19 protein-coding genes are annotated in these 21,515 nt (G+C 65.2%); 11 read left to right on the top strand and 8 right to left on the bottom strand.

Annotated elements, in window-relative coordinates; genetic code table 11:
* Window positions 1-30 precede the first annotated feature (30 nt).
* From HU230_RS04190 to HU230_RS04180, 3 genes are read right to left on the bottom strand one after another with little or no spacing between them, the layout of a single operon-like run.
* Window positions 31-1,974, bottom strand: coding sequence for an alkyl/aryl-sulfatase (locus HU230_RS04190; RefSeq protein WP_176532788.1), 1,944 nt, complete (start codon window positions 1,972-1,974; stop codon window positions 31-33).
* Window positions 1,975-2,024: 50 nt separating this feature from the next.
* Window positions 2,025-3,845 carry a flavin-containing monooxygenase gene (locus tag HU230_RS04185; RefSeq protein ID WP_176532789.1) on the bottom strand — a complete coding sequence of 607 codons (1,821 nt, stop codon included), beginning with the start codon at window positions 3,843-3,845 and terminating at the stop codon, window positions 2,025-2,027.
* A gap of 49 nt (window positions 3,846-3,894) precedes the next feature.
* Window positions 3,895-5,139 carry an acyl-CoA dehydrogenase family protein gene (locus HU230_RS04180; protein WP_176532790.1) on the bottom strand — a complete coding sequence of 415 codons (1,245 nt, stop codon included), beginning with the start codon at window positions 5,137-5,139 and terminating at the stop codon, window positions 3,895-3,897.
* 103 nt (window positions 5,140-5,242) lie between these two features.
* Here HU230_RS04180 and HU230_RS04175 point away from each other — a divergent pair, with 103 nt between their 5' ends.
* On the top strand, window positions 5,243-6,031 hold the full coding sequence (locus tag HU230_RS04175) for an IclR family transcriptional regulator (protein ID WP_176532791.1): 789 nt from the start codon (window positions 5,243-5,245) through the stop codon (window positions 6,029-6,031).
* A 95-nt stretch (window positions 6,032-6,126) separates the two neighbouring features.
* A complete protein-coding gene (locus HU230_RS04170) occupies window positions 6,127-7,107 on the top strand; it encodes a Bug family tripartite tricarboxylate transporter substrate binding protein (protein WP_176532792.1) in 981 nt (326 codons plus the stop codon).
* A 21-nt stretch (window positions 7,108-7,128) separates the two neighbouring features.
* Here HU230_RS04170 and HU230_RS04165 read toward each other — a convergent pair whose 3' ends face one another.
* From HU230_RS04165 to HU230_RS04150, 4 genes are read right to left on the bottom strand one after another with little or no spacing between them, the layout of a single operon-like run.
* Window positions 7,129-8,232 (bottom strand): ABC transporter ATP-binding protein, encoded by a 1,104-nt coding sequence (locus tag HU230_RS04165; RefSeq protein ID WP_176532793.1) that lies wholly within the window; start codon window positions 8,230-8,232, stop codon window positions 7,129-7,131.
* 15 nt (window positions 8,233-8,247) lie between these two features.
* Window positions 8,248-9,273, bottom strand: a complete 1,026-nt coding sequence (locus HU230_RS04160) for an ABC transporter substrate-binding protein (RefSeq protein ID WP_224942963.1) — start codon at window positions 9,271-9,273, stop codon at window positions 8,248-8,250.
* Window positions 9,274-9,297: 24 nt separating this feature from the next.
* Window positions 9,298-9,675: an ABC transporter permease subunit gene (locus HU230_RS04155; RefSeq protein WP_234633851.1), complete on the bottom strand. Its 378-nt coding sequence runs from the start codon at window positions 9,673-9,675 to the stop codon at window positions 9,298-9,300.
* Complete coding sequence (locus HU230_RS04150; RefSeq protein WP_224942959.1) at window positions 9,660-11,066, bottom strand: ABC transporter permease; 1,407 nt, start codon at window positions 11,064-11,066, stop codon at window positions 9,660-9,662. Before HU230_RS04150 ends, HU230_RS04155 begins: the two co-directional genes overlap by 16 nt.
* Before the next feature lie 529 nt (window positions 11,067-11,595).
* Between HU230_RS04150 and HU230_RS04145 the strand changes: the two genes are divergently transcribed.
* The 8 genes from HU230_RS04145 (at window position 11,596) to soxA (ending at window position 19,149) form a co-directional block, all read left to right on the top strand.
* On the top strand, window positions 11,596-13,008 hold the full coding sequence (locus tag HU230_RS04145; protein ID WP_176532794.1) for an MFS transporter: 1,413 nt from the start codon (window positions 11,596-11,598) through the stop codon (window positions 13,006-13,008).
* Window positions 13,009-13,161: 153 nt separating this feature from the next.
* Window positions 13,162-13,611 (top strand): (2Fe-2S)-binding protein, encoded by a 450-nt coding sequence (locus tag HU230_RS04140; protein WP_092124908.1) that lies wholly within the window; start codon window positions 13,162-13,164, stop codon window positions 13,609-13,611.
* 10 nt (window positions 13,612-13,621) lie between these two features.
* Window positions 13,622-15,820, top strand: a complete 2,199-nt coding sequence (locus tag HU230_RS04135; RefSeq protein ID WP_176532795.1) for a xanthine dehydrogenase family protein molybdopterin-binding subunit — start codon at window positions 13,622-13,624, stop codon at window positions 15,818-15,820.
* 52 nt (window positions 15,821-15,872) lie between these two features.
* A complete protein-coding gene (locus tag HU230_RS04130) occupies window positions 15,873-17,144 on the top strand; it encodes an NAD(P)/FAD-dependent oxidoreductase (protein ID WP_176532796.1) in 1,272 nt (423 codons plus the stop codon).
* The gene (soxX, locus tag HU230_RS04125; RefSeq protein WP_176532797.1) at window positions 17,131-17,586 is read left to right on the top strand and encodes a sulfur oxidation c-type cytochrome SoxX; all 456 of its coding nucleotides are present in this window, start codon (window positions 17,131-17,133) and stop codon (window positions 17,584-17,586) included. The genes HU230_RS04130 and soxX overlap by 14 nt, the downstream gene beginning before the upstream one ends.
* 8 nt (window positions 17,587-17,594) lie before the next feature.
* On the top strand, window positions 17,595-18,059 hold the full coding sequence (locus tag HU230_RS04120) for a SoxY-related AACIE arm protein (protein WP_176532798.1): 465 nt from the start codon (window positions 17,595-17,597) through the stop codon (window positions 18,057-18,059).
* The gene (gene soxZ, locus HU230_RS04115; RefSeq protein WP_176532799.1) at window positions 18,059-18,379 is read left to right on the top strand and encodes a thiosulfate oxidation carrier complex protein SoxZ; all 321 of its coding nucleotides are present in this window, start codon (window positions 18,059-18,061) and stop codon (window positions 18,377-18,379) included. The genes HU230_RS04120 and soxZ overlap by 1 nt, the downstream gene beginning before the upstream one ends.
* Complete coding sequence (gene soxA / locus HU230_RS04110) at window positions 18,376-19,149, top strand: sulfur oxidation c-type cytochrome SoxA (RefSeq protein WP_176532800.1); 774 nt, start codon at window positions 18,376-18,378, stop codon at window positions 19,147-19,149. The genes soxZ and soxA overlap by 4 nt, the downstream gene beginning before the upstream one ends.
* A gap of 155 nt (window positions 19,150-19,304) precedes the next feature.
* Here the strand turns inward: soxA and HU230_RS04105 are convergent, their stop codons facing one another.
* Window positions 19,305-20,078, bottom strand: coding sequence for a ferredoxin--NADP reductase (locus HU230_RS04105; RefSeq protein WP_176532801.1), 774 nt, complete (start codon window positions 20,076-20,078; stop codon window positions 19,305-19,307).
* Window positions 20,079-20,250: 172 nt separating this feature from the next.
* Between HU230_RS04105 and HU230_RS04100 the strand changes: the two genes are divergently transcribed.
* The gene (locus HU230_RS04100; RefSeq protein ID WP_176532802.1) at window positions 20,251-21,447 is read left to right on the top strand and encodes an amidohydrolase family protein; all 1,197 of its coding nucleotides are present in this window, start codon (window positions 20,251-20,253) and stop codon (window positions 21,445-21,447) included.
* The last annotated feature ends 68 nt before the right edge of the window (window positions 21,448-21,515 follow it).

Genomic DNA, 21,515 nt, shown 5'->3' with positions numbered 1-21,515 from the left:
GCTCGATCCGGCGAGACGGTACGAACCTTACTACGTCACCACCGTCCGCTTCGGCTCGACGATCTCGAACATCCGCGGGAATTCGTCCATCAGCAGCATCAGTTCGCCGAGCCGCAGCGGCTCGCCAGATGCCTTGATCTTGCCGGCGCCGACCGCTTCCGGGAACGTGGTCAGCTTGGCGATGACCTCGTCGAGCACGCTGCGCGCCAGAGTGAAGCTCGCATGCGCATCGGCGGCCTGCGCGCCCTTGACGTAAGTCAGCGCCGAGTTCTCGAGGTTGAGGATGAAGCTCTCGCCCGTATCGGTAAAATTCCAGTTCAGCACGATGCGCTTGCCTTCGGCCTTGGGGCCGTTGAGGCGGATGCCGAGCACGTCCCAGAGCTGCTCGGTGCGGAGCGCAGCCAGCGTCTCGCGCGGCATCGGCGAGCGCGGCGGCGTCTTCGGCATGCCCTGCCGCAGCTCCTGGGCACCGAACAGATAAGCGTTGCGCCAGGTCGAGCTCTCGGCGGCGTAGCCGAGTTGCTCGAACGCGTCGGCCAGCAACGCGCGCGCCGCCTGATTATCAGGCTCGGCGAACACGAGATGGCTGACGGCCTGCGCCACAAAACGGAATTCACCCTTGGCGAAATCGGCGGTGGCGCGTTTCAGGATCGCGTCGGCACCGCCCATATACTCGACATATTTCTTGCCGGCCTCGACCGGCGGCAGGGAATCGAGATTGACCGGATTGGCGTCGTACCAGCCGAGATACTTCTGGTAGATCGCCTTCACATTGTGCCTGATGTGGCCGTAATAGCCGCGGCCGTGCCAGGCGCCTTCGAGGCTCGAGGGCAGGCGGATCGTCTCGGCAATCTCGGCCGCATTGAGGCCGTGGTTCATCAGCCGGATGGTCTGGTCATGCGCGTATTTGTAGAGGTCGCGCTGCTGGCGGATCATGGTGTCGATGCGCTCCCGCCCCCACACCGGCCAATGGTGCTGGCCGCACATCGCCTCGGCCTTGCCGCCCCACATCTGCAGCGCCTCGCCGAGATATTTCGACCAGGCCAGCGCATCGCGCACATCGGCGCCGCGGAACGGCAGCAGATTGTGGAAATTGTGCGTGCAGTTCTCCGCGAGGTTCAAGAGCTTGTAGCGCGGAATGAAGAAATGCATCTCCGCCGGTGCTTCGCTGTTCGGCGCCATCTGGAATTCGAACTCGACGCCGTCGATCACGCGCTTGTCGCCGGTCGCGATGATCAGATCGGTCGGCCGCAACAGCGCCACACCGCCCGCCGCCATGGTCTTGCCGAGGCCGCAATCGACCTGGCCGCGCACGCCCTTGGCGAGGAACGGCCCGAACTGGTATTGCGCGCGGCGCAGCATCGCCGGCCCCGCGATGATGTTCTCGGAGACCGCGTGCTCCATGAAGAAGTTCGGCGCAATGATCGGCACGCCGGCCGCCAGCATGGCGTCGTCGAGCACGCCGCGCGCGCCGCCCCAATGGTCGGTGTGGGTATGGGTGAAGATCACGGCCGCGACGGGCCGTTTGCCGCGATGCTGGAAGTACAGTTCCATCGCGGCGCGTGCGCCCTCGATCGAGGTCAGGGTGTCGACCACGATGACGCCCTTGTCGCCCTCGATCAGTGTCATGTTGGCAATGTCGAGCCCGCGCACCTGGTAGACGCCTGGCACCACCTCGAACAGGCCGTGATGCATGTTGAGCCGCGACTGCCGCCACAGGCTCGGATCGACGGTCGCAGGCGCCTTCTCGTCGGAGAGGAAACCGTAAGGCTCAAGGCTCCACACCACCCTGCCCTGGGCCGAGGTGACGCGCGCGTTCTCGATGGTGCCGAGGAAGCCGCGCGCGGCGTCGTCGAAATCCCTGGTGTCGGCGAACGGTAGCGCTTTCAGCGTGGCTTCGTGCTGCGCGATGACCGGCGCGGACGCCGCCTTCGGAAGTTCATGCGACGTCTCACCTGCGGTTGTCTGGGTCATTACTCAAGCACTCCCTCGTTTGGCGAAGATCAGTCCCGGTCGCGCATTACTCAGCGGAATTGCACGCCTTCGAACTGGCCGCTGCGGCGCCAGCCATCGATGTATTTGAAGTAGGCCAACGCGCCCGCCGGATAGCCGACATTGAGCTTGGCGGCAGGTCCGGGCTCGCGTCCTTCATTGTTGTAGTAGCCGGGCGTGCAATCCGGCCCACCGATCATCCGGCCGACCGCGGTCAGCAGCAGCTCGACCCAGCGATCCTCGGCTTCCTTGCTGACTTCGATTTCCTTGAAGCTGTTGTCCTGCGCATGAGCGACCATCAGGGCGATGGTCCGCGCCGCTTCCGTCAGGTTGTGCGGTACGTTGGAAATGAGGTTGGCGCCCTGGGTCGGCTGCACGAAAAACACGTTGGGGAAGCCATGCACGTGGATGCCGTGCTTAGTGCGCATGCCGGCGGCCCAATGCTCCGACAGCTTGATGCCGTCGCGGCCGGTCAGATCGAAGCCCGCGCGCCTGCGATATTCCGTGCCGACCTCAAAGCCCGATGCGTAGATGATGCAGTCGAGCTTGTATTCCTTGCCCGCGACGACAATCCCGTTCTCGGTAATCTCTTCGACACCCTTGCCGTCAGTATCCACCAGATGCGTGCCGGGCGTGTTGAACGCCTGAAGATAGGCGTCGTGGAAACATGGCCGCTTGCAGAGCTGGCCATACCAGGCCTTGAGATTCCTGGCCGTCTCGGGGTCGCCGACGATGCTGTCGACCCGGTTGCGGATCTCCTCCATCTTCTCGAAGTCGGAATCCTCGAAGACCGCCCGCATGTTTTCCACGGTCCGCTGCTCGCGCGGCAGCAGCATGACTTTGGCGCGGATTCGCTTCGACAGATCGGTCCAGCCGTCCTGCACCAGATCTTCCTCGGCCGATCCACCGGCCTGGTTGGCGGTGAAATTCTCCAGCCAGCGCTGCTGCCAGCCCGGTGTCGCGATATCGGCGAACCAGTCCGGATCGATCGGGCCGTTGCCGCGCACGTCGACCGACGACGGCGTGCGCTGGAACACGTAGAGCTCCTTGCAGGCGCGCGCGAGGTACGGAATGCATTGCACCGACGTTGCGCCGGTGCCGATGATGCCGACGCGCTTGTCAGCAAGCTTGTCCATCAGCGCGCCCCGGGGATCGCCGCCGGTGTAGTCGTAATCCCAGCGGCTGGTGTGGAACGAGTGACCCTTGAAGCGCTCGATGCCGGGAATGCCGGGCAATTTCGGCACATGCAGCGGGCCGGTGCCGATGCCGACATACTGCGCGGTGAAGGCATCACCCCTGGTGGTGCGGACGATCCAGCGCGATTGCGCCGCGTCCCAGTCGAGGCTCGTCACCTCGGTGTGAAACAGCGCGTTGTCGTAGAGATTGAACTGCCGGCCGATCCGCTGGCAGTGCGCCAGAATTTCGGGCGCATGCGCGTATTTCTCCGTCGGCATGTGGCCGGTCTCTTCGAGCAGCGGCATATAGACCATCGACGCGGTGTCGCACTGCGCGCCGGGATACCGGTTCCAGTACCAAGTGCCGCCGAAATCGCCGCCCTTCTCGACAATGCGGACATCCTTCACCCCGACCTCGGTCAGCCGCGCCGCGGTGGCGAGCCCGGCAAAGCCGCCGCCGATGAAGGCGAAGGTGACGTGGCCGGTCTTGGGCGCACGCTCCACCACCGGCGTATAGGGATCGTCGAGATAATGCGCGAGCTGACCCTTGATCTGCAGATACTGGTCATTGCCGTCAGGACGCAGCCGCTTGTTGCGCTCCTCCTGATATTTCAGGCGCAGCCGCTCCTTGTCGATCGCGGCGGGCTTTGCGTCTCGGGCTTGCTCGGTCATCGTCATCGGAAGGGCGCCTCGTCTAGGGATAATTCGGTGGATACTCTAGCGCCGCTCAGGCGGGATGTGCAGCAAGATAGGGCGAATTGGCGATCGACCATTCCGGCATCGGCTCCATCCGGAAAATCTGGCGCAGATGCACCTCGTCGGGCCCGTCGCCGATCCGCAGCAGACGTCCCCACGCCAGCGCCTGGTGGATCGGCGTATCGTCTGAGCCGCCCATCGCGCCGAACACCTGCATCGCGCGGTCGGCGATCTTTTGCAGCATCGCGGGCACCGCGACCTTGATCAGCGAGACGTCGCGCCAGGCGCCGTGATGGCCGGCCTGATCGAGCCGCCAGGCGCAGCGCCAGGCGAGCAACCGCGCCTGCTCCAGCTCGACGCGGGCTTCGGCGATCCAGCGCTGGACGGTATCGTACTGGATCACGGTGCGCCCGAATGCGCTGCGCTCCGCGGCGCGCGCCATCATCAACTCGATCAGGAGCTCGCAGAGCCCGATCGAGCGCATGCAATGGTGGATGCGCGCCGGTCCGAGCCGGATCTGCGCGACCTTGAAACCCTCGCCCTCGGCCCCGAGCAGATTCTCCGCCGGCACGCGCACATTGTCGAACACCAGCTCGCCGATCGGCGCTGTATGATCCTCGCAACCCATCCAGCGCAGCCGCCGCACCAGCCGCACGCCGGGCGTATCCATCGGCACGATGATGCAGGAATGCCGGCTGGTGCGCTCGGCGCCGGCATCGGTCACGCCCATCACGATCAGGAAGCTGCAGCGCGGATGCGCGGCGCCGGTGATGAACCATTTGCGGCCGTTGATGACGTAGTGGTCGCCGTCGCGCACCATCCGCGTTGCGATGTTGGTGGCATCGGATGAGGCGACATCGGGTTCGGTCATGCCGAAGGCGGAGCGCGTCTCGGCGTTGAGCAGCGGCGCCAGCCAACGCTTCTTCTGCGCCGGCGTTGCGCAGGCCTGCAACGCGATCATGTTCGGCACGTCGGGAGCCTGGCAGTTGAACACCTCCGGCGCCCAGAACAGCCGGCCCATGATCTCCGCCAGCGGCGCGTAGTCGAGATTGGAGAGGCGCGTGCCCGGCTCATCGTCCGCCAATTCGGGCAGACCGAGATTCCACAGGCCCGCCGCGCGCGCCTGTTGCTGCAGTTCGGCCATGAACGGCGGCGTATCGCTGTGCGCGCGGACATGGTCGAGCCAGGCGCGATGGCGCGGCAGCACCGCCTTCTCGAAGAAGGCCAACAGATCTTTCCGCCACCACTCCGACCGTTCGGACAGATCGAAATCCATGCCGCCTCCCGTCTTTTGGACGGGAGATAAACCTATCTCGAAACGACTTGCAAATTCATTTCGATATATTGACATATATGTCCATTTGAGACCATTATTTCGTATGGCGGCATTGTCCTCTCTCGAATCCCAGGCCGATCCCTCCTTTGCGACCACGCTGGCGCACGGGCTCGATCTGTTGGCGGCCTTCCGCAACCACACCGGCCCGCTCTCGAATGCGGAGCTTGCCGAGCACACCGGCCTGTCGCGGCCGACCGTCTCGCGCCTGACCTACACGCTGGAGCAGCTCGGCTATCTCAGGCGCGACGCCAAGGGCCGCTTCGTGCTCGGGCTCGGCGTGCTTGCCGCCGCCTATCCGGTGCTGTCGTCGCTGAAGGTCCGCCAGCTCGCGCGTCCGCTGATGCGCGACTTCGCGGCCTACACCGGCGGCACAGTGTCGATCGCGATGCCGTTCGGGCTCGACTTCATCTATGTCGAAACGCTGCGTACGACGGACGCGGTGCCGCACGTGCCTGACGTGGGCTTTGTCTCTTCGCTGGCGCCGACTGCGGTCGGGCGCGCGCTGCTATCGCTGTTCACGAAGGACGAACGCGACGCCTATGTAGCGCGCGTGAAGGCCGAGCGTCCTGAGGAACTCGACTACGTCGAACGGCGCACGCTGCCGGACATCGAGCTCTGCAACGAGCGCGGCTTTGCGGTCTCGCTCGGCGAATGGCGGCGCGAGATCTTCGGCGTCGCCGCCCCGCTCTATCGCACACCCACCGGCGAGTGCCTCTCGGTCAATTGCGGCATCCCCTCGTTCCGCTTCAGCGCCGAGCAGATCGAGCGCGAATGCGGGCCGCGCATGCTCGGGCTCGCCCGCAGCATCCGCTCGCTGGTGGCCAACGACTAGGGCATGATCCGGAAAAGTGTGAAGCGGTTTTCCGAAGAGATCATGCATTAAAAGTACGCATCGCGCAGACGATGCGGCAGATATGGGAGGGAGACATGCGCGGCATCGCAACCGCCGTTCGACTGCTCGCGACCATCGCATCTGTCCTGCTGGTTAGCGCCGGCGCCAACGCGCAGGACAATTATCCAAGCCGGCCGATCCACATCATCGTACCCTACCCTGCCGGCGGCATCGTCGATATCGTCGCGCGCGCCGTGACCGAGCAGGTCGGCCGCGACTGGAAGCAGACCGTCGTGGTGGAGGCGCGCCCAGGCGGCAACAGCAATATCGGCACCGCCGCCGTCGCGCGCAGCGAGCCGGATGGCTACACCTGGGTCGTCACCGGCCCCGCGCTTCTGGTCAACCCGGATCTCTACAAGGACGCCGGCTGGAACGCGGCAAGGGACTTCAGGTGCGTCGGCCTCGCGGTCTGGAATCAAAGCGTGGCGCTGGTGCATCCGTCGATGCCGGTGAAGAGCATCGGCGAATTCGTCGAGCTCGCCCGCAAGCAGCCCGGACAGTTCAATTTCGGGAATCCCGGCACCGGATCGTCGATCGACCTCAGCGCCCAGAAACTGTTTCAGGCCGCCGGCATCAAGCTGACCAATGTCGGCTACAAGGGCCAGCCGCAGGCGCTGATCGACCTGATGACCAACCTGATGCATTTCGAGATCGTTTCGCTCGAACTTGCGCTGCCGCACATCAAGGCCGGCACCGTCAAGCCGCTCGCTGTGTTCACCGACAAGCGCGTCCCCGACCTGCCCGACGTCCCGACCATCGCGGAAGCCGGCTTTGCCGAAGCCGCCTACGTTCCCTGGTACGGCATCTACGTGCCGGCCGCGACACCGGCGCCGCTGCTTGAGAAGATCAATGCGGCGATCAACAAGGCGTTGCAGAACCCTGACGTGCGGCGCCAGCTGTCGCTCGCCAATATTCCGGGCAAGCCGATGTCGCTCGATGAGCTCGCCGCGCTGATGAAGGCCGATCAGCAGAAGCTGACCACCGTCATCAAGTCTGCCGGAATGGCGCTGCAATAGCTTCTGCTCAGTAGATTCTGTTCAGTCCTGGGTCGCCGGCCCATTGTCACGGTAAGCCCACAGGCATTCACGCGGCAGCGCGACCTGTGCCTCGACGCCGACCTGATGGCGCGCGGCGGTGCCGAGCTCGATCGCCTCCAGCCGTTTGCCGAACAGCTCGATGCCGTAGGCGGTCTGCGTGCCCTGATAGCGACGGTCGAGCACCTTCGCCGCAAACGTGTTGGCGCCATCGGGCCGGCCGATCGCGATGTTCTCGGGCCGCAGCGCCACGCGCACCTTCTCGTCGGGCTTAAGCGCCTGGAACAGCGCGACCTCACCCTGCCGGCCGTCGCCGAAATCGACCACACCATAGCCGCCATTGCACGCGACCAGCGTGCCGGCGAGCTCGTTGGTCGCACCGGTGAAATTGGCGACGAACAGATCGGCCGGGCGGTTGTAGATCACGTCCGGCGTGTCCATCTGCAGCAGCGTGCCGTCGCGCATCACGCCGATCCGGTCGCCGAGCACGACCGCCTCGGCCTGATCGTGGGTGACATAGAGTGCGGTCATCCCGGTCTGCTTGAGGATGACGCGGAGGTCGTCGCGCAGCCGCAGGCGCAGTTTGGCATCGAGGTTCGACAGCGGCTCGTCGAGCAGCAGGAGTTGCGGCCGGTACACCATGCTGCGCGCCAGCGCAACGCGCTGCATCTGCCCGCCCGACAGCGCCACCACCGGCCGGTCGGCATAGTCGGACAATCCGACCAGCGCCAGTGCGTCGTCGACCATGCGGGCGGCATCGGTGCGCCCGATCGTCCGGTGCTTCAGCGGATAGATCACGTTCTGCCGCACCGTCATATGCGGCCACACCGCATAGGACTGGAACACCATGCCGAGATTGCGCAAGCGCGGCGGCACCAGGATGCCGCGCGCCGGCGACGACACCACCCGCCCGGAAATGCTGATCTCGCCATCGGTCGGATGCTCGAGCCCGGCGACGCAGCGCAGCGTCGTGGTCTTGCCGCAGCCGGACGGCCCGAGCAGCACCACGATCTCGCCAGCCGGCACGCCAAAGCTGACACCGTCGATCGCCGGGCGGCCGATCGCAAACTGTTTCCTGAGATCGCTGACCTCGAGCGTTGCCGTCATCGCTGCACCATCAGCCTATTGCCGGTAACCGAATGTCTTGTCCCACTCCGCCACCCATGCCGCATGCAGCTTCACGTAATCGTCGAACTTCGGGTACCAGAGCTTGACCACCTTGGGATCGAACCCCTCCGGAAAGGCCGGCGGCTCCTTCAGCGAGGTGAGATTGCCGAGCTCCTTGATCATAAAGGTCTGTCCTTCCTTCGACAGGCACCAGTTCAGGAACAGCTTTGCCGCGTTGGGATGGGCAGCCGTCTTCGGAATGCCGCTCGCGTAGGGATTGACCGGCGCGCCTTCGGGCGGAAAGAAGATCTCGATCGGCGCGCCATCCTTCTTCTTCTGGTAGATCACGTTGTAGAGCAGCGGTGCGATCGCGATCTCGCCGCGCACCAGGGCGTCGGCCGTCGGTGCCCCGGAGGGATAGAGCACGGGATGGGTCGCGGCCTGCCTGGCCCAGTAATCCTCGCCGAGCACCTGGCGCTCGAACATGATCCGCGTCCAAGTGGTGCCGCCGGACTGCGCGAACACCTGCCCGATCAGCTTGTCATATTGCGGCTTGGTCAGGTCCATCCAGGATTTCGGCGGATCCTTCACCAGCTCGGTGTTGTAGCCGATCGACCAGGCGATGGTGGCGCGCGGCCAGAGCTTCGGCGAAATCAGCGCGTCCTTGCTGTAATCGGCCGCGTTCGGCGGCGCATAGTCCTGGAACAGATCCTCCAGCGGCTGCATCAGCGCGCGATCGGAGTGGTCGACGACGTCGGCGATCAGCTTGCCAGCGGCGGCTTCGGTCTTCACGCGGGTGATGAGTTGCCCGCCGGGCGCGCGGACCATCTCGACCGTGATCTCGGGAAAGCGCTTGTTGAACGCCTTGATCACCTGCTGCTCGATCTCGGCAAAATTCGCAGTGTAGAACACAAGCTTACCTTCGGCCTTCGCGGCCGCGATCAGCTCCGCCGAGCCGAACTCCTGTGCGCGTGCGGCCGGCGCCAGCGCAAGCGTTGCCACGCTCGCCAGGGCCAGTGTGGTGAAGGTTCGTCTATCCATCGCAAATCCTCCCCTCGTTCGTTGTTACCCGGTTCGCGCCACGTTGCCCTGCGCCGCCCCGCGCGACAGCCAGTTGGCGCCGCCGATCAGAACACCGAGCAGCACGGTCTGCACCAGGCTGAACGCCGCGGTCTTGCCGATATTGCCGCCTTCGTAGTAGTCGAGCAGCAGCACCGACATCACCATGGTGTTGCTGGTGTAGAGGAACAGCGACGAGCCGAGTTCGCGGATCGCCAGCACGAACAGCAGCGTCATCGACGCCAGCACGCCCGGCCGCGCCAGCGGCAGCACGATCGTCCTGATGGTGCCGAGCATGCCCCGGCCGCAGACCCAGGCGGCCTCCTCGAGCTCGCGGTGGATCTGCAGGAACGACGTCGACAGCGCCTTCACGGTGTCGGGCATGAACCGCGCGATGAAGGCGAGCGCGAGAATCCAGATCGTGCCGTAGAGCCCGCCGGGCACGCCGATCCAGGCCCAGCGACGCCGACCACGAGCCCGGGGATTGCGACCGGCAGCGTCGAGATCAGGTCGATGGCGCCGCGCCCCGCGACCCGCGTGCGATGGATGGTGTAGCCGATCGCAAAGGCGAGCGCGCCGCCGACAACAGCGGTGATGACACCGACCTCGATCGCGTTGTAGATCGACTTCATCGTCAGCGGGTTGTCGAAGATGCTTTCGAAATGCGTCAGCGAATACTGCCGCATGTCGAACAGGCTCGCGGCGTCGCGGATGAACATGAACTTGCGGAAGGCGGCGACGATCAGCGCCAGCGACGGCAGCACCACCACAATGATGAGATAGACGATCCCGAGCGCGAAGGTGAGCCAACGCCACGCCCCGAGATCGAGGCTGCGCGGCCGGAACGCCTTGCCCGCAACGGTCGTGAAGCTGCGCCCGCTGAGCAATTTCTGCTGCAGATAGACCAGGAGCCCCGTGACCATCATCAGGATGATCGCGACGGCGGCTGCGGTGTTGTAGAGCGGCGGCGACCAGTTGGTGAGCTTGAAGATGTAGGTCGTGAGCACGCTCAGATTGGTCGGCGCGCCGAGCACGGCCGGGATGCCGTAGATGCCGAGCATCACGATGAACGACAGCAGCATGCCCGAGACGATCGCCGGCATGATCAGCGGAAACGTCACCGTGAACAGGGTGGCGAACGCGCTGGCGCCGGAGATTTCCGCGGCCTCCTCCAGGCTCGGGTCCATGTTGCGCAGCGCCGACGAGGTGAACATGTAGACATAGGGCGCGTAGTAAATGCCGAACACGAACACCAGGCCCCACATCGAATAGAGATCGATGCGCAGGTCGGAGCCCATCCACTTGAACATCGTGTTGATCAACCCGGTCTTCGGCGAGCCGAGGATGGCCCAGGCCACGCCCGCCACCAGCGGCGGCGCGAACAGCGGCAGGATGCTGGCCGCGGCGATGAAGCCCTTGAACGGCGTGTTGGTGCGAACCACGATCCACGAGAACAGCAGCCCGATCGCAACCGCGATGACCGTGCCGCCGCCGCAGGCGATCAGCGTGTTGAGCAGCGCTTCGCCGACATTCGGGTTGGCGAGCACGGCGAGGAAATTGGCGATCGACAGATGGCTCAGGCTGAGGCGGATGCCGTCGACCACCGGATTGGTGTCGGTGAGCGCGCCGAGCAGCAGCATCAAGACGGGATAGATGACCAGGAAGCTGAGGATCGCCAGCAGCGCCGCGACCCACAGGCCGGTGAATGCGCGGCGCCGGGTTCCCTCCCTGGCGCTTCGCATCGCTTCGCTGCGCCAGTCGGCCTGTCCGTGCAATGCGCGCGTCCCCTCTTGCGGCCCGATCTGACGTCGCGCCTGCTTGTATGCCAAGCGTAGTCGATCGCGACTGTGACGCAAGCTATCCGAAAGTCGCTCCGACGCGCTTCTGTGACGCAGCGCGGAACACGAATTGAACGTTTCAAGCAAGCCGGAATTCTCGCTGAGCAAACCTGCCGTCAGTTCCGTCATCCTGAGGTGCGAGCGGAGCGAGCCTCGAAGGATGACGGCCAGCCGGTGCCCGTGCATCCTTCGAGGCGCGCAAGAGCGCGCACCTCAGGATGACGGTTTAGGCATGTGCGCTTGCATTCTCGCGACAAGATTTGCCCGAGCTTTCACCCTCTCCTGAGTTGGGGGCGCGTCCAAAATTATTTCTGGAAAAAAGAAGATACTTCGCTGCGGCCCTGCCCTCGTCGCAGCCTGCCGGAGCGTTCCCGGCAAGGCCGCTCCGCATATGCATCATGCAATGGCGCGGCTGGGGAACGGAATGCCGCCGTAGTACATGGCGGTCCCGGAGACAATTTCAGACATGCTCGAGAAGACCCCGATATCAGGTGCGGCAGCGGCGCCGATCACTGATGGATTGCCGGATGGATTGCCTTGGGAGCGGCGGCGCTGGGCGGTGGCCGCGGTCTTCACGGCGCTGGCGATGGCCTCGCTCGATACCGCGATCGCCAACATCGCGCTGCCCGCGATCGCCAACGACCTGCATGTCAGCCCTGCCGAGGTGGTCTGGGTCGTCAACGTCTACCAGATCGCCCTCGTCGCAACGCTGCTGCCGCTCGGTGCGCTCGGCGAAATCGTCGGCCATCAACGCATCTATCTCGGCGGTCTCCTGCTGTTCACATTGGCGTCAATTGGCTGTGCGCTGGCGTGGTCGCTGCCGAGCCTCCTGGTCGCGCGCACCTTGCAGGGGCTTGGCGCCAGCGGCCTGATGAGCGTCAACACCGCGCTGGTCCGCTTCGTCTATCCGAGCCGGATGCTCGGCCGCGGCTTCGGCCACAATGCGCTCGTGGTCGCGAGCGCCATGTCGCTCGGGCCGACCATCGCCTCCGGCATCCTCGCTCTCGGCCCGTGGCCCTGGCTGTTCGCCGTCAACATTCCCTTCGGCATCGTCGCGTTGCTGATCGGCATGAAGACGCTGCCGAAGACGCCGCGCGCCACCCACGCCTTCGACTTTGCCGGTGCGGCGCTGGCCTGCGCCTGCCTCGGGCTCTTCATCATCAGCATCGGCAGCGCCGCTCACAAGGCGGCGCCTGCGCTTGTCATCTCGGAGTTCGCCGGCGCCCTCCTGTTCGGCTGGATCCTGACCCGGCGGCATGCGGATCATCCGGCGCCGATGCTGCCGATCGACCTGTTCCGCCGTCCGATCTTCGCGCTGTCGGCAGCGACCGCCGTCTGCTCATTTGCTGTGCAGGGCCTCGCCTTCGTATCGCTGCCGTTCTACTTCGAGGACATTCTGCACCGCTCGCAGGTCGAGACCGGTTTCTTCATGACGCCCTGGCCGCTGGTGGTCGCCTTCATGGCGCCGATCGGCGGCCGGTTGTCGGATCGCTATCCGGCCGGCATCCTCGGTGGCATCGGCATGCTGCTGCTGGGCCTCGGCATGGTGCTGCTCGCGACCCTGCCGGCCGAGCCCGGCGTCGCCAACATCGTCTGGCGCACCATGATCTGCGGCATCGGCTTCGGGTTCTTCCAGACCCCCAACATGAAGGCGATCATGTCGAGCGCGCCGTCGCATCGCAGCGGCAGCGCCAGCAGCATCGTCGCGACCGCGCGGTTGACCGGACAGACCACCGGCGCTGCGCTGGCCGCGCTCTGCTTCGCACTCGCTGGTCGCGAGGGCGCCACCGTCGCACTGGCGCTGGGTGCAGGATTTGCAGCGCTCGGCAGCGTCATGAGCTTCCTGCGCCTGGCCGTCGCTTCGCCGCAAAAGACATGACAGGCATGTTGCGCGCGCGGGGCGCGACCAAACACCGCGCCGTCAACTTTCTTCCGCGCTGCAAACGCGTTTTCTTGATTTGAACCGTTCCAGTTTCAAGGCCAACATCGCCCCGAAGTCCGATCGGAGGATCGGACCATTCAGGGGAAAGCGATGGCAAACCTCAAAATCAACGGCAAGACAATCAATGTGGACGTCGAGGACGACACGCCACTGCTGTGGGCGATTCGCGAGAATGTCGGACTGACGGGGACCAAATACGGCTGCGGCATTGCACAATGCGGCGCCTGCACGGTGCATATCGACGGCGTCGCGATGCGCTCCTGCGGCGTGACGGTGCGCGAAGTGGCCGGCAAGGACATCACCACGATCGAGGGCCTCGCGGCGGGCGGCGTGATGCACAAGGTGCAGCTCGCCTGGATCGCGAACGACGTGCCGCAATGCGGCTATTGCCAGAGCGGCATGATCATGGCCGTCGCGGCGCTGTTGAAAGAAAACCCGAAGCCGACCGACGACGACATCAACGACGCCATCACCAATATCTGCCGCTGCGGGACCTTCCAGCAGGTACGCGAGGCGATCCATGCTGCCGCGAACGCATGAGGAGGCAGCCATGAATCTGCAAGTCAACCAGCACGTCATGCCAAAACTTAATCGCCGCGCCTTCGTGATCGGCACGGCAACCGCCGGCGCCGGTCTTGCGCTCGGCCTCGATCTGCCGTTCGGCGGCCCCTCCGTGGTGCGCGCAGCCGACGGCGCGCCTGAAGTTAATGCCTGGGTCGTGATCCGGCCCGACGACACCGTGGTGATCCGCATCGCCCGCTCCGAGATGGGCCAGGGCACGCTCACCGGCCTCGCCCAGCTCGTCGCCGAGGAACTGGAATGCGACTGGTCGAAGGTCACCACCGAATATCCGACGCCCGGCCAGAGCGTCGCCCGCAAGCGCGCCTGGGGCGATTTCTCCACCGGCGGCAGCCGTGGCATCCGCAGCTCGCAGGACTATGTCCGCAAGGGCGGCGCCACCGCACGTGTGATGCTGATCCAGGCCGCGGCCAATGAGTGGAAGGTGCCGGTCTCGGAGTGCAAGGTCACGAACGGAGAGATCACCCACACGCCCTCGGGCAAGACCACGACCTACGGCAAGGTCGCGGAAGCCGCCGCCAGGCTCGATCCGCCGGCCGACGTCAAGCTGAAGGACCCGAAGGACTGGACCATCGCCGGCAAGGGCCTGAAGCGGCTTGATACCGTCGACAAGACCACCGGCAAGATGACCTATGGCATCGACGTCAAGCTGCCGGGCATGCTGAACGCCGCGATCAAGGACTGCCCGGTGTTCGGCGGCAAGGTGAAGAGCTTCGACGAAGCCAAGATCGCCGGCATGAAGGGCGTCAAGAAGGTGGTGCCGGTCGGCGACAGCGCCGTTGCCGTCGTCGCCGACACCTGGTGGCACGCCAAGACCGCGCTGGATGCACTGCCGATCGTCTGGGATGAAGGCGACAATGCAAAGGTCTCCAGCGAGACGATAGCGAAGTGGCTCGCCGAAGGCCTCGACAATGCGCAGCCGGCCTACATCGGCAACCAGAACGGCGACGCAAAGGCAGCCATCGCCGGCGCGGCCAAGAAGGTCGAGGCGGTCTACAGCTATCCCTACCAGAACCACGCCACGATGGAGCCGATGAACGCCACCGTGCTCTACACGCCGGACAAATGCGAGGTGTGGTGCGGCACGCAGAATGGCGAGGCGGCGTTCGCGGCGGCGCTCGAGGCCTCCGGCCTGCCGGCCGAGAAGGTCGATGTGCACAAGCTGATGCTCGGCGGCGGCTTCGGCCGGCGCGGCATGACCGACTATGTGCGGCAGGCGGTGGCGATCGCCAAGCAGATGCCGGGCACGCCGATCAAGCTGTTGTGGTCGCGCGAAGAGGACATGCAGCACGGCAAGTACCACCCGATCACCCAGTGCAAGCTGACCGGCGCGTTCGATGCCGACAACAATCTGGTCGCGCTGCACTACCGGCTGTCGGGGCAGTCGATCCTGTTCTCGGTGCGCCCGGAAGCGCTGCAGAACGGCATGGACCCCGCCGCGTTCCAGGGCGTCGCGCAATCCGGCGAGGCCGCGATCGGCTATTCGGTGCCGAATTTGCTGGTCGAGCATGCGATGCGCAACCCGCACGTCCCGCCGGGCTTCTGGCGCGGCGTCAACGTCAATCACAACGCGATCTACCTGGAATGTTTCATGGACGAACTGGCCCAGGCTGCCGGCCAGGACCCGCTCGAATTCCGCCGCAAGCTGATGGGCAAGCACCCCAAGCATCTCGCCGTGCTCAACGCCGTGGCCGAGAAGATCGGCTGGGGCACGCCGGCGCCGCAGGGCGTCTATCGCGGCATCGCGCAGGTGATGGGCTATGGCAGCTACGTTGCCGGCGCCGCCGAGATCTCGGTGACCGACGGCAGCAAGATCAAGGTGCATCGCATCGTCGCCTCCACCGATCCCGGCTATGTCGTCAATCCGGCGCAGGTGGAGCGGCAGATCGCGGGCTCCTTCGTCTACGGCCTGAGCGCGCTGTTCTACGGCGGCTGCACCGTGAAGGACGGCCGCATCGAGCAGACCAATTTCGACACCTACAACTCGATGCGCATCAACGAAATGCCGAAGGTGGAGTCGGTGATGGTGCCGAGCGGCGGGTTCTGGGGCGGCGTCGGCGAGCCGACCATCGGCGTTGCGGCGCCGGCGGTGCTCAATGCCTATTTCGCCGCGACGGGAAAACGCATACGTACTTTCCCGCTGCGCAACCAGAACATCTCGTTCACCTGATCAAACCTGAAGCGGCGGCCCGACCGCCGCTTCCTTTTTCGGATTCTCTTGCATGGCCGTCACGCGTCATCCGACGCGCAGGGAAGTGGTCCGTGGCGCCGCTGCCGTCGCAGCGGCGGCACTGGCGCGTCCGTCGCTGGCACAAGGCACACCGCGCATCGCGGTGATCGGCGGCGGTTTTGGCGGCGCGGCCTGCGCGCGGGCGCTGCGGCGGCTCGATGCCAAGCTTCAGATCACGCTGATCGAACCCAACAAGACCTTCACCGCCTGCCCGTTCAGCAACGAGGTGATCGCAGGCCTGCGTGAGCTCTCCGCGCAGCAGTTCAGCTACGACAAGATCGCAGCCGACGGCATCACGGTCGCCGCCCAGGCGGCCACCAAGGTCGATGCGCAGGCACGCGCCATCACTCTTTCCGACGGTACAACGCTCTCCTACGACCGGCTTGTGCTCGCCCCCGGCATCGACATGCGCTTCGACGCCCTCTCCGGCTATGACGAGGCGGCCGCCGAGAAGATGCCGCATGCCTGGAAGGCCGGCGCGCAGACCCTGCTCCTGCGCAAGCAGCTTGAAGCCATGGACGATGGCGGCCTGGTCGTGATCGCGGTGCCGGCCGCGCCGTTGCGCTGCCCGCCGGCGCCTTACGAGCGGGCCAGCCTGATCGCGCATTACCTGAAGGCGAAGAAGCCGAAGTCGAAGATCCTGGTGCTCGACGCCAAGGACAATTACTCGCAACAGAAGCTGTTCGAGAAAGCCTGGGCGGAACTCTATCCCGGGATGATCGAGCGGATCGCACTGTCGCAAGGCGGACGGGTGACGTCGATCGATCCGGCGACCAACGAGATCGTCACCGACTTCGGCAATTACACCGCTGCGGTCGCCAACGTGATCCCGCCGCAGCGAGCCGGCCGGATCGCCGAGATCGCGGGTGCCGCCGACCACACCGGCTGGTGCCCGATCGATCCGGTCAGCTTTGCCTCGAAGCTCGTGCCCAATATCCACGTCATCGGCGATGCCGCGATCGCCGGCGGCATTCCGAAATCGGCCTCCGCCGCGGCGGCGCAAGGCCGGGCCTCTGCGGCCGCGATCGTGAGCTCACTTTCAGGCAAGGCGCCGGAGACGGCGCGGCTCGACGGCGCCTGCTACAACACGGTCGCGCCCGGCTATGCGTTCTCGCTGAAGGGCATCTATCAGCCCAAGGAGGATCAGTACGCCGAGGCCGATGTGACCACGAGCCCAGTGGACGCGCCGCGCGAGGTACGCCAGCGCGAGGCCGACCAGGCGCTCGACTGGTTCAGGACGATTACGGGAGATGCCTTTGGCTAGGCTCGCCCTCGCAACGTTGCTCGCCGCGGCATTGTTCGCAGCCTGCGCGCCCGCCGGCGCCGAAGAGTTGCGCCCCTATACCGTGGTCGGCGATGCGATTCCCGCTTCGTTAACCGGAGCCAAGGCTGACGCAACCCGCGGCCGTGCGCTAATCGTCGAGCGTTCCTCCACTTGCATCCTCTGCCACAGCGGCCCATTTCCCGAACAGGCGTTTCAGGGCGACCTCGCGCCGAGCCTCGCAGGCACCGGCAGCCGCTGGTCGGAAGGAGAGTTGCGGCTCCGGCTTGTCGATGCATCGCATCTCAATGCGGCGACGATCATGCCCTCATACTATCGCGTCGACGGGCTCACGCGTGTCGGCGCCTCATGGCGCGGCAAGCCGATCCTGTCCGCGGAACAGATCGAGGATATCGTGGCGTATCTTGTGACATTGCGGAACTAGGACAAACGATGGTGGATTCCGACCACACCTCTCGCCGGACATTCCTGAGCCTCGCTGGAGGCGCCGCGGCACTGGTGATCGTGCGCCCTGCCGACGCCACGCCGGCGGTGCTGCAGGCAGCGATCCGCAATGTCGTCGGCGAGGCCAATGTGCGGACCGGCAAGGTCAAGCTCGACATCCCGCCGCTGGTTGAGAACGGCAACACCGTGCCGATGACGGTCAGCGTCACGAGCCCGATGTCGGCGGACGAGTATGTGAAGAGCATCCACGTTTTCAACGAGAAGAACCCGCAGCCGAACATCGGCAATTTCTATCTCGGGCCGCGCGCCGGGCGCGCCCAAATATCGACCCGCATCCGCCTCGCCGACAGCCAGAAGGTCACCGCCATCGCGCGGCTGTCCGACGACACGTTCTGGTCGGCAACCGCTGACGTCGTGGTGACGCTCGCCGCCTGCACCGAGGAGGCGATCTGATGCCGTCGGCCCTGATCAACGTGCCGGCCAAGGCCAAGCGCGGCAGCGTCATCGAGATCAAGACCCTGATGTCGCACATCATGGAGACCGGCTATCGCCACACCGCGTCGGGCGACGTGGTGCCGCGCGATATCATCACGAGTTTCATTTGCCGCTTCAACGGCGCGGAGGTGTTCCGCGCCGATCTTTATCCGGCGATCGCGGCCAATCCGTTCATCACCTTCTTCACCACCGTGACCGAGAGCGGCAAGTTCGAGTTCGAATGGATCGGCGACAAGGGATTTTCGGAGACCGCGCAGGCTTCGATCACGGTCGAATGAGGATTTCGGTCTGCATCGCGCTGCTGACGGCGATGGCGGGCACAGCGCTCGCCGCGGAGATTTCGCAAGCCGACCGCCGCTCCGGCTACAGCTTCATGAGCACGGACACCAAGGCGATGCAGGACGAGGACACCGCCAATCCCGGCATGCTGTTCGTGCTCGACGGCGAGGCATTGTGGACGCGCAAGGCCGGCAGCGCGGAAAGGGCCTGCGCCGACTGCCACAATGATGCGCGCATCAGCATGAAGGGCGTCGCGGCGCACTACCCCGCCTTCGAGAAGGCGCTGGGAAGACCGGTCGACCTCGAAGCGCGGATCAACCTCTGCCGCACCAACCACCAGCAGGCATCGCCATTTGCCTATGAAAGCCGCGAACTGCTGGCGCTGACCGCCTATGTCGCGCAGCAGTCGCGCGGCATGCCGATCGCGACCGGCGACGATCCGGAGCTGGCGCCATTCGTCGCGAAGGGCCACGCGCTGTTCATGCAGCGGCAGGGCCAGCTCAATCTCGGCTGCACCAACTGCCACGACGACAATTGGGACAAGAAGCTCGCGGGAAGCGCGATCACGCAGGGACAGCCGACCGGCTATCCGCTGTACCGGCTGGAATGGCAGTCGCTCGGGTCGCTGCAGCGGCGGCTGCGCGCCTGCATCACCGGGATCCGGGCGCAGGCCTACGACTACGGCTCGCCCGAGCTGGTCGAGCTCGAGCTCTATCTGATGTCGCGGGCGCGTGGCATGCCGATCGAGACGCCGGCGGTCAGGCCTTAGCCTCGGCTCGATCCACGTCATTGCAAGCGACGCGAAGCAATCCATTGCTCCCGGCTGTACCGGAAGATGGATTGCTTCATCGCTTCAGCGCAAAATTGCTTTGCAATCTTGCCCCAAACTCCTCGCAATGACGGGGCTAGAGATCACTGCGAAGATCAGCGCTCGGCGAACGCCTTCTCCACCACGAACTGGGCGGGCTCACCGTGATTGCCTTCCACGAAGCCGCGGCCGCCCAGCAGCGTGCGGGTGTCGGCGACCAGCGCCGGCGAGCCGCAGATCATGACGCGGTCATGTGCGGCATCGAGCGCCGGCAGGCCGATGTCGGCGAACAGCTTGCCCGAGGTGATGAGGTCGGTGATGCGGCCGCGATTGCGGAACGGATCGCGCGTCACGGTCGGGTAATAGATCAGCTGATCGCGCACCAGATCGCCGATCAACTCGTCCTGCGGCAGCTTCTCGGTGATCATCTCACCATAGGCGAGCTCCTTGACGCGGCGGCAGCCGTGCAGCAGCACGACCTTCTCGAAGCGATCATAGGTCTCGGGATCCTTGATCACGCTGAGGAACGGCGCGAGGCCCGTGCCGGTGCCGATCAGATAGAGGTTGCGGCCGTCCTCGAGGTTGTCGATGACCAGCGTGCCGGTGGCCTTGCGGCTGACGATGATCTCGTCGCCTTCCTTGAGGTGCTGGAGACGCGAGGTCAGCGGGCCGTCCGGAACCTTGATCGAGAAGAACTCGAGCGTGTCCTCGTAGTTCGCGCTGGCGACGCTGTAGGCCCGCAGCAGCGGCCTCTCGCCGACCTTGAGCCCGATCATGGTGAACTCGCCGTTGCGGAAGCGGAACGACGGATTGCGCGTGGTCTTGAAGGAGAACAGCGTGTCGGTCCAGTGATGAACGCTGAGGACGCTTTCCTGGTTGAAATTGCTCATCGCACCAATCCCTGATTTGTGCTGCGGCGGAAAGGGACTTGAACCCCGTTGACCGGCCGGATCGTTTGTATACGATCATTCGTATACAAACGAATAATCCGGCTTGATCCGAAAGTCAAGCCGGGCTCAAATTCCCGGGCAATTTCGGAAAGAAAACAGAAGGAAAACACCCATGGCTCACGACGCGCCCCAGGCCACCGGCCCCAGCAAGCTGGTGATCCGCAATATCGGGCTATTGCTGTCGGGAGCACTGGAAAGGCCGATCCTGGATGCCGATACCATCGTCGCCGAGAACGGCAAGATCACCGCGATCGGCCGCTTCAAGGACGTCGACACCGAAGGCGCCACCACCATCGTCGATGCCAACGGCACGACGGTCGCGCCCGGCCTGATCGACAGCCATGTCCACCCGGTCGCCGGCGACTGGACGCCGCGGCAGAACCAGACCAACTGGATCGACAGCTATCTGCATGGCGGCGTCACCACCATGATCTCCGCCGGCGAAGTGCATATGCCCGGGCGACCGCGCGACGTGGTCGGGTTGAAGGCGATGGCGATCTTCGCGCAGCGCGCGTTCTGGACGCTGCGGCCGGGCGGCGTGAAGGTCCATGCCGGCGCGCCCGTCATCGAATGTGAGATGGTGGAGGACGACTTCAAGGAAATGGCCGCCGCCGGCGTCAAGCTGCTCGGCGAAGTCGGGCTCGGCGGCGTCAAGGATGGTCCCACCGCGCGCAAGATGGTCGGCTGGGCGCGCAAATACGGCATTCAAAGCACGATCCACACCGGCGGCCCCTCGATCCCCGGCTCCGGCCTGATCGACAAGGACGTGGTGCTGGAAGCCGACACCGACGTGGTCGGCCACATCAATGGCGGCCACACCGCGCTGCCCGACGACCAGATCCGCTGCATCTGCGAGGGCTGCAAGCGCGGGCTCGAGCTGGTGCACAACGGCAATGAGCGTTCGGCGCTGTTCACGTTGCGCACCGCGCGCGAGATGGGCGACCTGCACCGCGTCATCCTCGGCACCGACGCGCCGGCCGGCTCCGGCGTGCAGCCGCTCGGCATCCTGCGGATGGTCTCGCTATTGTCCTCGCTCGGCGAGTTGCCGGCCGAGCTCGCGTTCTGCCTTGCGACCGGCAACACCGCGCGGATGCGCGAGCTCGACTGCGGCCTGATCGAGGTCGGCCGTTCCGCCGATTTCGTGCTGATCGACAAGGCGCAGCATTCGCCGGGCAAGAACATCCTGGAGAGCGTTCAGCTCGGCGATCTCCCCGGCATCGGCATGACCATCATCGACGGCATCGTCCGCACCCAGCGCAGCCGCAACACGCCGCCCGCGGGCAAGGTGCCGGAGATCGTGGCGAAGTAATCGACATCAGTCATTCCGGGTTCGCGACTAGGTCGCGCCCGGAATGACGCGATCCGGGCAAGACGCGC

The organism is Bradyrhizobium quebecense (genome assembly GCF_013373795.3).
GTDB lineage: Bacteria > Pseudomonadota > Alphaproteobacteria > Rhizobiales > Xanthobacteraceae > Bradyrhizobium > Bradyrhizobium quebecense.
This window is presented reverse-complemented; position numbering and strand designations above follow the sequence as displayed.

What these genes read in the sequence shown, in the direction of transcription:
- HU230_RS04190 (WP_176532788.1), bottom strand. Translation starts at nt 1,974, where the DNA reads ATGACCCAGACAACCGCAGGTGAGACGTCGCATGAACTTCCGAAGGCG.
- HU230_RS04185 (WP_176532789.1), bottom strand. Translation starts at nt 3,845, where the DNA reads ATGACGATGACCGAGCAAGCCCGAGACGCAAAGCCCGCCGCGATCGAC.
- HU230_RS04180 (WP_176532790.1), bottom strand. Translation starts at nt 5,139, where the DNA reads ATGGATTTCGATCTGTCCGAACGGTCGGAGTGGTGGCGGAAAGATCTG.
- HU230_RS04175 (WP_176532791.1), top strand. Translation starts at nt 5,243, where the DNA reads ATGGCGGCATTGTCCTCTCTCGAATCCCAGGCCGATCCCTCCTTTGCG.
- HU230_RS04170 (WP_176532792.1), top strand. Translation starts at nt 6,127, where the DNA reads ATGCGCGGCATCGCAACCGCCGTTCGACTGCTCGCGACCATCGCATCT.
- HU230_RS04165 (WP_176532793.1), bottom strand. Translation starts at nt 8,232, where the DNA reads ATGACGGCAACGCTCGAGGTCAGCGATCTCAGGAAACAGTTTGCGATC.
- HU230_RS04160 (WP_224942963.1), bottom strand. Translation starts at nt 9,273, where the DNA reads ATGGATAGACGAACCTTCACCACACTGGCCCTGGCGAGCGTGGCAACG.
- HU230_RS04155 (WP_234633851.1), bottom strand. Translation starts at nt 9,675, where the DNA reads ATGCCCGACACCGTGAAGGCGCTGTCGACGTCGTTCCTGCAGATCCAC.
- HU230_RS04145 (WP_176532794.1), top strand. Translation starts at nt 11,596, where the DNA reads ATGCTCGAGAAGACCCCGATATCAGGTGCGGCAGCGGCGCCGATCACT.
- HU230_RS04140 (WP_092124908.1), top strand. Translation starts at nt 13,162, where the DNA reads ATGGCAAACCTCAAAATCAACGGCAAGACAATCAATGTGGACGTCGAG.
- HU230_RS04135 (WP_176532795.1), top strand. Translation starts at nt 13,622, where the DNA reads ATGAATCTGCAAGTCAACCAGCACGTCATGCCAAAACTTAATCGCCGC.
- HU230_RS04130 (WP_176532796.1), top strand. Translation starts at nt 15,873, where the DNA reads ATGGCCGTCACGCGTCATCCGACGCGCAGGGAAGTGGTCCGTGGCGCC.
- soxX (WP_176532797.1), top strand. Translation starts at nt 17,131, where the DNA reads ATGCCTTTGGCTAGGCTCGCCCTCGCAACGTTGCTCGCCGCGGCATTG.
- HU230_RS04120 (WP_176532798.1), top strand. Translation starts at nt 17,595, where the DNA reads ATGGTGGATTCCGACCACACCTCTCGCCGGACATTCCTGAGCCTCGCT.
- soxZ (WP_176532799.1), top strand. Translation starts at nt 18,059, where the DNA reads ATGCCGTCGGCCCTGATCAACGTGCCGGCCAAGGCCAAGCGCGGCAGC.
- soxA (WP_176532800.1), top strand. Translation starts at nt 18,376, where the DNA reads ATGAGGATTTCGGTCTGCATCGCGCTGCTGACGGCGATGGCGGGCACA.
- HU230_RS04105 (WP_176532801.1), bottom strand. Translation starts at nt 20,078, where the DNA reads ATGAGCAATTTCAACCAGGAAAGCGTCCTCAGCGTTCATCACTGGACC.
- HU230_RS04100 (WP_176532802.1), top strand. Translation starts at nt 20,251, where the DNA reads ATGGCTCACGACGCGCCCCAGGCCACCGGCCCCAGCAAGCTGGTGATC.